Annotated in this window: 16 protein-coding genes and 1 riboswitch; of the genes, 1 reads left to right on the plus strand and 15 read right to left on the minus strand. The window is 36.0% G+C overall.

Annotation, left to right across the window (positions count from 1 at the left end):
* Nucleotides 1-35: 35 nt before the first annotated feature.
* From metQ to F8162_RS26700, 9 genes are all read right to left on the minus strand, one after another.
* A complete protein-coding gene (metQ, locus tag F8162_RS26660) occupies nt 36-848 on the minus strand; it encodes a methionine ABC transporter substrate-binding lipoprotein MetQ (protein ID WP_064476282.1) in 813 nt (270 codons plus the stop codon).
* A gap of 23 nt (nt 849-871) precedes the next feature.
* Entirely contained in the window at nt 872-1537 is a 666-nt protein-coding gene (locus F8162_RS26665; protein WP_000359328.1) for a methionine ABC transporter permease, read from the minus strand.
* Nucleotides 1530-2555, minus strand: a complete 1026-nt coding sequence (locus F8162_RS26670) for a methionine ABC transporter ATP-binding protein (RefSeq protein ID WP_151632320.1) — start codon at nt 2553-2555, stop codon at nt 1530-1532. The genes F8162_RS26665 and F8162_RS26670 overlap by 8 nt, the downstream gene beginning before the upstream one ends.
* Before the next feature lie 180 nt (nt 2556-2735).
* Nucleotides 2736-2843, minus strand: a riboswitch (SAM riboswitch).
* Nucleotides 2844-2968: 125 nt separating this feature from the next.
* Complete coding sequence (locus F8162_RS26675) at nt 2969-3313, minus strand: hypothetical protein (RefSeq protein ID WP_000781217.1); 345 nt, start codon at nt 3311-3313, stop codon at nt 2969-2971.
* Nucleotides 3314-3467: 154 nt separating this feature from the next.
* Complete coding sequence (locus F8162_RS26680; protein WP_076541789.1) at nt 3468-3776, minus strand: thioredoxin family protein; 309 nt, start codon at nt 3774-3776, stop codon at nt 3468-3470.
* Nucleotides 3777-3779: 3 nt separating this feature from the next.
* Nucleotides 3780-4124: a toprim domain-containing protein gene (locus tag F8162_RS26685; RefSeq protein WP_000640866.1), complete on the minus strand. Its 345-nt coding sequence runs from the start codon at nt 4122-4124 to the stop codon at nt 3780-3782.
* A gap of 344 nt (nt 4125-4468) precedes the next feature.
* Nucleotides 4469-4852 carry a glycine cleavage system protein GcvH gene (gene gcvH, locus F8162_RS26690; protein WP_000026895.1) on the minus strand — a complete coding sequence of 128 codons (384 nt, stop codon included), beginning with the start codon at nt 4850-4852 and terminating at the stop codon, nt 4469-4471.
* Nucleotides 4853-4893: 41 nt separating this feature from the next.
* Nucleotides 4894-5259: an arsenate reductase family protein gene (locus F8162_RS26695; protein ID WP_151632318.1), complete on the minus strand. Its 366-nt coding sequence runs from the start codon at nt 5257-5259 to the stop codon at nt 4894-4896.
* A gap of 422 nt (nt 5260-5681) precedes the next feature.
* Nucleotides 5682-6209 carry a hypothetical protein gene (locus F8162_RS26700; RefSeq protein ID WP_151632316.1) on the minus strand — a complete coding sequence of 176 codons (528 nt, stop codon included), beginning with the start codon at nt 6207-6209 and terminating at the stop codon, nt 5682-5684.
* Between the two features lie 144 nt (nt 6210-6353).
* Between F8162_RS26700 and F8162_RS26705 the strand changes: the two genes are divergently transcribed.
* Nucleotides 6354-7001 carry a phosphatase PAP2 family protein gene (locus tag F8162_RS26705; RefSeq protein ID WP_151632314.1) on the plus strand — a complete coding sequence of 216 codons (648 nt, stop codon included), beginning with the start codon at nt 6354-6356 and terminating at the stop codon, nt 6999-7001.
* Nucleotides 7002-7209: 208 nt separating this feature from the next.
* Here F8162_RS26705 and F8162_RS26710 read toward each other — a convergent pair whose 3' ends face one another.
* The 6 genes from F8162_RS26710 to F8162_RS26740 all read right to left on the minus strand — a co-directional run bounded on the left by F8162_RS26710 (nt 7210) and on the right by F8162_RS26740 (nt 11865).
* Complete coding sequence (locus F8162_RS26710) at nt 7210-8223, minus strand: PTS transporter subunit IIC (protein ID WP_000666176.1); 1014 nt, start codon at nt 8221-8223, stop codon at nt 7210-7212.
* A 22-nt stretch (nt 8224-8245) separates the two neighbouring features.
* Nucleotides 8246-9196, minus strand: coding sequence for an L-lactate dehydrogenase (locus F8162_RS26715; RefSeq protein WP_225990191.1), 951 nt, complete (start codon nt 9194-9196; stop codon nt 8246-8248).
* A 246-nt stretch (nt 9197-9442) separates the two neighbouring features.
* Nucleotides 9443-9691 (minus strand): spore coat protein, encoded by a 249-nt coding sequence (locus F8162_RS26720; RefSeq protein ID WP_001002985.1) that lies wholly within the window; start codon nt 9689-9691, stop codon nt 9443-9445.
* Nucleotides 9692-9704: 13 nt separating this feature from the next.
* The gene (locus F8162_RS26725) at nt 9705-9890 is read right to left on the minus strand and encodes a hypothetical protein (RefSeq protein WP_001180550.1); all 186 of its coding nucleotides are present in this window, start codon (nt 9888-9890) and stop codon (nt 9705-9707) included.
* A 691-nt stretch (nt 9891-10581) separates the two neighbouring features.
* Nucleotides 10582-11139, minus strand: coding sequence for a TetR/AcrR family transcriptional regulator (locus F8162_RS26735; protein ID WP_151632310.1), 558 nt, complete (start codon nt 11137-11139; stop codon nt 10582-10584).
* A gap of 3 nt (nt 11140-11142) precedes the next feature.
* A complete protein-coding gene (locus F8162_RS26740; protein ID WP_151869350.1) occupies nt 11143-11865 on the minus strand; it encodes an MBL fold metallo-hydrolase in 723 nt (240 codons plus the stop codon).
* Nucleotides 11866-11973 lie beyond the last annotated feature (108 nt).

Here is an 11973-nt window from a genome sequence, read left to right on the forward strand (position 1 = left end):
AAAAAGGACCGGCGTACACCAGCCCTTTTTAGCAATTATTCTTTTACAGGAACAACCGCGCCTTTATATTCTTTAGTAATAAAGTCTTCAATTTCTTTAGAATGTAGTACTTCTACAAGAGCTTTAATCGCTTTTTTATCTTTATCACCTTTACGAACAGCTACTACGTTTGCGTATGGAGAATCATCACCTTCAATTGCAATTGCATCTTTTTCTGGATTTAATTTCGCATCAATTGCATAGTTCGAGTTAATTAAAACAGCGTCGCCCTCTTTGTTGTTATACACTTGCGGTAATAAACCAGGCTCAATATCTGTTTTGAACTTTAAGTTTTTCGGATTATCTGCAATATCTTTTGGAGTTGCACTAACTGGATCTACTCCGTCTTTAATTTTTAAAATGCCTCCTTTTTGTAAAATTGCTAAACCACGTCCATGGTCAGTAACGGAATTACTCATAATAATTGTCGCCCCGTCTGGAAGTTCTTTTAAGCTCTTATATTTTTGAGAATATACACCGATTGGCTCTAAATGAATTTTCCCTGCTATTTCAAAATCATATTTTTTATCTTTCATTTCTTTTTCTAAATACGGAATGTGCTGGAAGTAGTTTGCATCTAAATCCTTATCCGCTAACGATTTATTTGGTAACACGTAATCTTGGAACTTTTTCACTTCTAATTCAATTCCTTTTTTCTCAAGTAACGGTTTCGCCTTTTCTAAAATTTCAGCGTGCGGTACGTTAGAAGCACCAACAACAAGTTTCTTTTCATCTTTATCTTTCCCGCCACAAGCAGCTAACCCAAAAATTGAAGTTGAAATAAGTGCTGTAAGTAATAATTTTTTCATTTGAAATATCCTCCCATTTTTTATTATCGTTTATCTATTCGAGTCGTTAAACTATCACCAATCCACTGAATGAAAAATACAACTAATAATACACAAATTGTCGCAACGATTGTTACATCGTTATTTCCTCGTTGGAATCCTTCTAAATAAGCAAGTGTTCCAAGGCCACCAGCACCAACAACTCCCGCCATTGCTGTATAGCCTACTAAAGCAATTGTCGTAACCGTGATACCAGATACTAATGCTGGTAACGATTCTGGAATTAACACTTTCAAAATAATTGTACTTGTTTTTGCTCCCATTGCTTTCGAAGCTTCAATTACACCTTTATCAATTTCACGAAGCGCAATTTCAACCATTCTCGCGTAAAATGGTGCCGCTCCAATAATTAAAGCTGGAAGTGCTGCACTCGCTCCAAGAATTGTTCCAAGCAGAATCTTTGTGAATGGGATTAATAAAATGATTAAAATGATGAACGGTATCGAGCGGAAAATATTTACGAACGCTCCAATCCCCGTGTTAACCGCTTTGTTTTCCCATAAATTATCTTTCGCTGTCATAAAGAGTAACAATCCTAAAATTAGTCCTAATACAAATGTGGCAAGAGCTGCGATTGCCGTCATATATAACGTTTCACCAGTTGCTTCTAACATTTGATTCCAATCAACATTTGCGATTAACTTATCCATGTGCAATCACCTCCAGCTCTACTTGATCTTGATGTATTCCCTCTATTGCCTGCTGAATCGCTGTTTCCTCACCATTTAAATGAACGACTAAACTACCGTAAGAGCCGTTATTCGTTTGTGCGATATTTCCTTGCAAAATGCTAACTTCTATATCACTGCGCTGCATTAATCTTTGGAGCACCGGCCTTTCGACAGCCTCACCGATAAACTGCAAGCGAACTACTTTACCATCTGGATACTTTTCAATTAAACTTTCAATCGTTTCATTTGTATCTTCAGAATCCGTTAACTGCTGTACAAATCGCTTTGTAATGTCTTTCTGCGGATTGCGGAATACATCAAGTACTGGACCCGTTTCTACAATTTTTCCTTTCTCCATTACCGCCACGCGATTACAAATCTTTCGAATCACGTGCATCTCATGTGTAATAAGTACAATTGTTAAACCGAGACGCTTATTAATATCTAATAATAAATCTAAAATTTGATCTGTCGTTTCTGGATCAAGAGCTGATGTTGCTTCATCACATAAAAGCACTTGTGGGTTGTTAGCTAATGCTCTTGCAATCCCAACACGTTGCTTTTGTCCTCCGCTTAGCTGAGATGGATACGCGTCTCCTCTTCCTTCTAATCCAACAAGATGAATTAACTCATCCACACGTTTTCTTCTCTTCGCTTTATCAACACCTGCAATTTCAAGTGGGAACTCGATATTTTCACGTACAGTTCGTGACCAAAGTAAATTGAAGTGCTGAAAAATCATTCCAATTTCTTGCCTTGCCTTACGAAGTTCACTTCCTGTAATTGCTGAAATCAAACGATTTGCAATTGTAATTTGGCCAGAAGTTGGTTTCTCTAACTGATTGAATAATCTAATTAAAGAACTTTTCCCAGCGCCACTATATCCGATAACACCAAATATTTCACCTTTGTCTATTTTTAAATTGGCATTATCTACAGCAGTGACATCACCGCTTTTTGCTTTATATATTTTCTTTACATTCTCTAATAGAATCATGATGTATCACCCCTTTTTTTGTTTGGATCGACTCCGCAATTTTTTATGTTTAATGCGTGTAGTCCACCGTTATCACTACCTTTATTATTTGAATGTCCTCCACATTCAAACAATAAAAAAACCTTTCCGCTTTAGAGAAGCAGAAAGGTTTATATGCGTATATAACAACATTATCCCTCTCTCTCATCTCTCAAAGCATTTGCTTTGCAGGAATTGGCACCATTTCAACATAAGTTGACGGTTGCCGGGCTTCACAGGGCACAGTCCCTCCACCTCTCTTGATAAGAGAAATCAGATTACATTTTCGTCTGATTTGTAATTTATGAAATTGTCTATATTTTATGAATTGAATTGTATCAATATCCACACACCATGTCAACAGAAATTTTCGCAAAAAATGAAACTTCAGAATTTTAAGCACCTACTGACATCGGTTTACATATATGAAACATCGATTCAACTAATAGCATCGTTCGATACGTTCCCGAATACTGTACACGTCCATCGTTCATTAACATTTGCAATCGTACATTTCCGTTCACCAATTGTTTTACATCTTCCTCATCTACACAAACGATTTGCTCTGTTCCTCGTTCCTCATGTAGCAGCTCTATATAATCTCTTGAAATTTGTAACGAACAACTTTCATCTCCAAAGCGGAAATTAACAGTTTTTTCTCCTTGTCTTAAAAGCGGTTCTAAATGATATTGACCATTAGCGTAATTTACAAATGATTGCAGCAAAGAATATAATTTCACCCTAAATCACATCCTTCATATCACTTTCTATTACTCATACCATTCCCTCTCACTAAAGAGCAATCCTGTTACTTTCGCTCGACAAATACTGTAATCACTCTGCATCTCGACATATTTCCCGAGAAATATGTCGAGGCGGCAAAAACTTTGCCGCCTACTTTAATTCCGTATATAAATATTCAACCGAATGAAATGCGTATATCTTCTTCATGAGTGTCCCATTTTCAAAAACAAGTAAACACGGTACACTTTCGATTCCATACTCTTTCGCTAAATGCGGAGCATAATTTAAATCTAACATTCCAATTTGGAGGTCTTCAATTGTCATCTCAACGACTGTTAACATCTTTTTTGCTAATTGGCATGTTCCACACATTGGAGTATATACATATAACACTGTTTTTTCTTCGTTCTCTATTAGGGCTGTTGCTTCGGCTCCTGTCCAGTCAATCACTTCTATCATTCCTTACCGTAAATATTCTGTATAAACGTCAATGTCAGCTCCCCATAATACATTTGCTAAGTGTGAAGATGGCGCAGTTGCCACTTCCCGGTACGAGCGATCAATATAAATATGCTCTGCTTGCGGAAATTCTTTTCGAAATTGTTTCCTTAACTTTTCTCCAGCATCATCAGCATCCACTAGTACATACACTTCCTTATCAAAAAACTGATCAATGAGCTCATCCATTTTCGACAAACCAATTGTACCATTTGTACAAACAATTTCCACCGGTTCACGAATAATAGATTCAATCTTTCTTCTGTCTGATTTACCTTCTACAATAATGACTTTTTCCACATAAATCATATGTCATCACCCGATCACCATATACTATACAACCTTTAACTCAGTATATAGTATATTCGTTATTTTCATGTTGTTTCCTGTTTATTTTTGCAAAAGAAAAGCGCAAGCGGCTCGTTCAGAACAAGAGGGCATTGGAGCTCTTGAACTAGAGGCGCTTTTTGCCTCAAGTGAAAGAGTGAAATGACCGACTGTTCTAGCCGCTGGAGATGGACAATAAAAACTTAGACGAAAAAGTTTTTTCAAAAAACGTTCTCCTACACGATAATTAGTATATGATTCTACGTTCATTATTTTTCACAAAATAAAAAAGGACAGCACAAAGGCTGTCCTTTAATCGACTATAATTAGTCTTGGTTTGTCATTTCTGCATATTTTTCAGCAGTTAATAACTTCTCAACTTGGCTTGCATCAGAAAGTTCAACTTTAACCATCCATGCACCCTCGTATGGAGATTCGTTAACAAGTTCTGGTTGGTCACTTAATTCTTCGTTTACTGCTACAACTTTACCACTTACAGGTGCATATAACTCAGAAACTGTTTTAACAGATTCTACGCTTCCGAATGGCTCGTCAGCTTGGATTGTTGCACCTACTTCAGGAAGTTCAACGAATACGATATCGCCTAACTCACCTTGTGCAAAATGAGTAATACCGATAACAACCGCATTACCTTCTGTTTTTACCCATTCGTGTTCTTCAGAGTAACGTAAATTATTTGGAATGCTCATGACTGTACCTCCAGTGAATGTATTAATTATGTAAAAATACCTTATTGGTACTTTTTCCACACACTTCCAAACTGCTCTTCGTTAAAACCAAGTGTTACATTCGTTCCATCTGTTACAATTGGACGTTTAATCAACATGCCATCAGATGCTAAAAGCTCGTACATTTCGTCTTCACTCGCATCTTTTAACTTATCTTTCAGACCAAGTTCACGGTAACGCATTCCACTTGTATTAAAGAATTTTTTCAATGGTAATTCACTTTTTTCATGTAAATTACGTAAATCTTCTTTTGATGGTGGATTTTCAACAATATGAATCATCTCATATGCTACATCGTTTGCCTCAAACCATTTCTTTGCTTTTTGACATGTGCCACACTTTGGATATGAATAAAATGTTACTGTCATAAATTCACCTACTTTTTTACTAACCTTTACCTTTATCATATAGAAAACGTTTTATTATTTCAAACGATTATTCGCTAAACTTTTACTTATTTCGTGATTATTATTAATAATCCTGCTAATTTTTCTTATTTTTCCGCCATTTGTTAAGAAAAAATAAATATATAAATTTTTTTAGATTCTTCTCGCATCCCTCCCCGAACATACATCTTAAACAAACGTTTGATTAACTCCCTATTTTTCTTTGTTAACCCTTGAGCCGTATCGATTTCTTCCTACCGAACATACATCTTAAACAAACGTTTGATTAATTCCCCTTTTTTCTTTGTTAACCCTTGAGTTGCATCGGTTTCTTCCTACCGAACATACATCTTAAACAAACGTTTGATTAAAAATAAAAAAGAAGCCTTTAACAGGCTCCTTCATCATCGACTCAAATAATCTGCAATTGTTTGAAATACTATGATATACATATTATGAATATTTTGATCCGAAACAGTATCATTATATAATCCCATACCCCAATATTGTCCCTCGTGATTCCCCATATTTACAAATCCTTGTGTATACATCATAGCTCTATCCCTTGGAGCGTTATCATAATCTAAATCTTTTTCAGTAAAAATCAAATATGGCCGATCCTTTAGACCGATAAAAAATACTGGCTTCTTTAATGATAAAAATAAGTCCGTATACTGCTCCTTTGATGCTTCTTGAAAGTATTCTTTCATGACAAGAAAACCATCAACTTTTGCTGCTTTCTCCTGTATCTCTTCTAACTTCACATTTTCAAACTTTATATTCCTAAACGTATCTTTCGGCTTTTCTCCAACAACTCCAATTACGAGTGCTCTCCCGTTGTATTCTAAATTCTCTCCTTTGTTATCCTTTGCACACCCAGTACTCACTAGGCATAACAATATAAAAACTAAGAAATACAGTGAACGCTTCATATAGCACCCTCCCCCTCTTTTCAGTCAAGTGACAAAAATGTAAGGTGAATTCAAGAAAATGTAAGTAAAATCGATAGCCCAATTGGATTTTCTATATTATAATCAATTGAATTTATTTACATTACTAAAACATAGGAGATTATCATGAAGAAATTTAAACTTTCGTCTCTTTTTCCGTTAAGTTATATACTTCTACTCGTACTCGTAAGTCCCCTTTACGATGTACTAAATAAATCTACTGTACACGCAGTAGATGTCACAACTGTAGTAGATGATTGGATTCCATTTGTGAAAGCATTTATTATTCCTTATTTACTTTGGTTTCCTTACTTATACGGCGCACTTATTTATTATTGCTTTGCAGATCGAAAACAATATTATGTCACTTTAAGTAGTATCATCCTTGGAAAACTTGCTTGTTTTTCTATTTATTATTTTTGGCAGACAACTGTACCACGTCCAACAGTCGTTGGATCAGACGTATTTTCCGAACTAGTTCGCTATATTTATAGTATCGATCAACCGGTAAACTGTTTCCCTAGCATTCACGTTCTTACTACATTTGTTATTATGTTAGCTGCCTTTAAACGTAGAGAACAACACGCTTTTGAATATTACATTCTTACGTTCTTCGGTACGCTTATTATTTTATCAACGCTATTTACGAAGCAACATGCATTTGTAGACGCCATTTCTGGAATGACGCTTGCAAGCATACTTTACTTCGGCGTTCAGCTGTTATTAGCAAAAGAAACAGTACGTGTTCCAGTAAAACAAAATCATAAAATGTAAAAAGCAGACTGTGGCTTCCAGTCTGCTTTTCTCTATATAAAGTGAAACTTTAATCAGTGGGGGTTTTGTTCATCCCCCACTGATTATTAGTTGAACCAATCGGGCTTTTACGGGCAGTTGATCACCCACCTAACTTCTTTGCTTTCGCTGAATTTTGAGGTGGGGGTCTTACTGCCCGTTAAATGCGGGATAAAAGAAGATTTTCAATTTAAGATTGCGGTACAGTCATATCACCAGAATGAATACGACCTGCTTTTTTAAGAGCAATGTAAAGTATATAAGAAACAGCTACTGGAATGATGATATAAGTGATTACCATCGCCGGGACAACTTCCCATCCTTCGCTAGAAATTAAATTAATTGGTGCGATAAGAGAACTTAATCCAAGACCTGCAATTTCTTTTCCTGCTTCCAGTTGGAAAATTAATGCGGATACTGGACCAACTATAGCACTGGCGACGACAGTTGGGACGAGAATCATTGGATTTTTAGTGATATTTGGCAACTGTACTTTCGGAGTACAAAGTGCTTGAGCTAATATGCCACCTAAATTATTTTCTTTCGCTGAAATAACAGAGAATCCGATAAACTGAGCAACGCATCCGGCAAGAGCAGCACCACCTGCAACACCGTCTAAGCTAAGTGCGATCGCTAACGCAGCTGATGAAGCTGGAGAGATAAGTAATAGTCCCCAAACTACTGCAATGACGATAGAAGCGATGAACGGGCTACCAGCTGAGCTATCTTTAATAAATGCTCCAACTGTATTTAAAACGGGAGTAATATTATGAGATAACCAAATACCGACTAAACCCGAACCTAATATGGCCGCAAATGGAACGAGCATCATATCTAATGCAGTTTTTCCACTTAAACGTTTACCAATATATACAGCTAAAGTTGCTGTTAATAATGCACCGATTGGCTCACCTGTTTTAATAATTAGACCTGCTTCAGTAATTGAAATGGATCCAGCACCAATCGCTCCAGCTACCATAGCCGAGAAGATTACAAGACCATTTGCACCGAGCATAAAAGCAATTCCGGCACCAATGGCTGGTGCCATAAGTGATTTTGCAACAACTCCGATTGTAATAAGCAACGGAATATCAACAATTCTTCCTATATTTTCGATTAGTAAACCAATTCCAAGGGATACGAAAATACCTTGCGCGATTCCAGCTGACGCTTTAAATACACGAGACATTATATATTCCTTCATTTGTTTCACCTTCTCCTATAAGTTAGTAACCAATTGTTTTCATATAATCACGTAAAATATCGTTTGATTTTGCGAATCGAGATTCTTCATCCTCTGTTAAGTTTAGTTCTACAACTTCTTTCATACCATCTCTAGTAATAATAGCTGGCACTCCTGTACAAATATCATATTCACCGTACTCCCCATCTAAAATGGCTGAGACAGCAATTACACGGTGATCATCGTTAAAGATTGAACTCGCAATATACGCTAGAGAATTTCCAATTCCGTAATAAGTAGTACCTTTTCGTTTATAAATTTCCCATCCAGCTTTTGCAGTCTTCTCAACAATTTCATCTAAATCTATTTCACCAAATCGTTCTTTTTGTTCTTCTAAAATTTGTAGAATTGGCTTTCCACCAACAGCTACGTGAGACCAAGCAACCATTTGAGAATCACCATGTTCTCCTAATGAATACCCATGGATACTACGAGGATCTACATGTAACATTTCAGATAAAATTGTTTTTAAGCGAGAAGAATCTAGTGATGTACCAGTACCGATTACACGATTTCTAGGTAATCCAGATAATTTCCACACTTGATATGTAATAATATCAACTGGGTTCGATGCAAGTAAGAAAATACCATCAAATCCACTTTCCATTACGCCGCCAACAATACTTTCCATAATCTTCGCACTCGCTCCTAAAGTATCTAAGCGACTTTGTCCAGGTTTTGGTGCTGGTCCTGCTGTAATAATAACGATGTCCATATCTTTACAGTCTTCATAGCTTCCTGCATATACTTTTGTTCTTGTATTTGTAAAGTTAATGCAATGTGATAAATCCATCGCTTCCCCAACTGCACGTTCATGATTTATATCAATTAATAATAGTTCTTCGCAAATGCCTTGATTTACAATGGAATATGCACAACTTGATCCAACTAATCCAGTACCGATAATTGCAATTTTTCTTGTATTTCGTTTCATAGCAATCTCTCCTAATTGATCATATAATCTATTTCTTTTGTTCTTTACACTCCTAATTATAGAGATTCCCACGATAGAAACCATGGATACTTTGTGAAATATTGAACAAAGTTTTTGTCCTTTTTGTGAATTGTTATATTCCATTTTCGTCATATTTGTTACAACTGGAAAAATATTTATTATATATTTATTGACATACACAAAAGAAAAAAACGAGCGACTTCATTCGCCCGTTTTTTCATCCCATTATTCTGCACTTAATTGGCCTTTTAATTGCTGTACAATCATTGGGTTAGCAGGTGCTGCCGGTTTGTAATAACTCTTTTGCTTTGCGTACTCATACATATTACGTTGACGCATCTCATCTTGATTACGAATTTGAATTAACGTTTGATGTAACTGTTCATTATCAGACTGAGCAATATAATTTGCATAACTTGTTAAACTTGCATTTAACCCTGCTAAATAATCATTTACCATATCTTTTTCATTCATCTGTCGTTTCCTCCTATCCTAGGAAAGTCATTAATTGCTGTTTCGTATTTCGTGCATCTTGCGCATCCTTTTGTAACATTTGTTTCAGTTGTGGATCTGTACAAGCCTGTGCATACTGGTCCAGCTTGTTAATAATTGTTGCATGTCCACCGATTAAATGACGTAAATTTTCTACTTCAAGCTCTGTTAAGTTTTGCATAGAATAATCCTACCTTTCTTCTTTCATTCTTCTTTAGTATTCTGTTCTTTTTGAATCGTATTCATGAAAAAGCTTTCTTACATTTCAAATCAATCACATCTATTTATAAATCCAATAAAATGTTATAATTACAGAAAAATACAAATTTTCAATAGGTAACCTATGACAACAATATAATCCCCAAACAAACCATAGTAGGTAGGTGTGCTTATGCCAAAATATTTTAAAGTTATCTTCTTAATGGTTTATGCGATACTGTATGTAAAATTGTTGATTGATATATTAACTTCAAAACCACTATTCACTTCTATACCTTTACATATGTTATTTCTCATTTGTTTTCTATTTATAGCACTTAACAATTATATAAATCAGAACACTGCATTTTTCTTAGTATTTGTTAGTGCCACCTATTAGTAAGTGTTAGTTTCATTAAAAGTACTCTTATATAAAGGAGCAATGAACATGAAGACCCATGAATTCCTTACAGAAATCCAGAAGGGCTCTGAACCTAGTCCCTATCAAGATCCCATCGCATTCAGTTTCGTTTGCTTTTTCTTAGCGATATATACATTTTTCAAACCTGCAAAATGATATCATTTCATGAAAAAAAACCTACCATTCTTTTCAAATCATATGCACAAAAAACCTTAGAATTGCTTCTAAGGTTTTTTGTTGTCTCGCTTCCTATTCACTTTCGCATCACATTTAATCCTTTAATAAACGTTTCTAATAATACATGTAAACTTGTATCTAAATCTAATGGCAAACCAAATCCACCTTGCTGCTCAATCGACGCAAATCCGTGACAAATACTTCTGAATCCACGTGTCGCATGAAGTGCATTCTCTCCTTCTAAGCCGTACTGTTGTAAAACCTGAAGACAAAGCTTTACAATTCCGTCACCTGCTTTTCTTACTTCTTCATCTCGTAAAAAGGTTGCTTCATACAGTCCAGGATGTTTGCGGACGAATGCTACATACGCTTCTCCTAAAGCATGAATTGCTTCATCCATATGTTTACCCTCAGCCGCTTCTTCCAGTCTGTTATGCAGCTGTTTTATTCCGTAAATACCAAGATTTTTCCGCACATCTTGTAAACCTTTCACATGATTGTATAGCGAAGGTGAACGTACCCCTAACCTTTGCGCTAATGAAGCTAATGTTACTTCTTGTATTCCATTTGCATCTGCAATTTCGACCGCTGTTTCTACAATTTTCTGCAATGTAAGTCCGATTCTCGGTGACATAAATTAACCCTCTTTCACACTTTCTATATTCCGCTTAGCTTCCTTAATAGCAAGTTTTATGACAGTGCCTGGATTCTTTATCATTTTCCCATGTCCTGCCGCAAGTAAGGAAGGCTCATATTCGCTTAGCTTCTCTGCACTTTGTAATGATATTTCTTTGCTCCACGTTGCCATCGCAGGAAACGGAAACCAAAATTTCATTTGTCCCGAAACAGCCATACCTCCTCTTGTTTGGAAGGCATCCCCGACAATAAGAGCTTTATTTCGTACATCAAGGAACGACATGGATCCTGGCGTATGTCCCGGTGTCATAATCGCAAGAAGCGATCCAACTCGGTCGCCATCTTCCAATAAAACATCAGGTACCGTTTTTATCTTTTTAGGTACACCGCCTTTTATCGGTATATTCGGTTCATCCTTTTGTAACGTCGTATCTCCTTCTAACAGCTTTGCGTCCCGTTTAGAAATATAGACTGGAACATTAGGAAGCACTTCCTTCAATGCGTCTAATGCACCAATATGATCATCATGCGCATGTGTTAATACAATCTTAGTAATTGGTTTCCCTATTTTCTCAGCCGCCTGTAAAATTCCTTTCGCGCTATATGGCAAAGCCGCATCAATTAAAGTTAAACCATCTTCTTCCTCGACAAAGTAACAATTCACAGGAAACACTCTTGGCAAAAATGACAATTGATATACCGTTTTTTCATGTATCACTCTCATATTTCCAGCTCCCTTTCCGAATAAAACTAACGCTATTAGTTTCATTATACTAATGGCATTAGTTTTATGACACTAAAATTTTCATTTTTGCAAAAAAAAAAAAAAAAA

Source organism: Bacillus sp. CH140a_4T, from assembly GCF_008923725.1.
In the GTDB taxonomy this organism is placed as follows: Bacteria; Bacillota; Bacilli; order Bacillales; family Bacillaceae_G; genus Bacillus_A.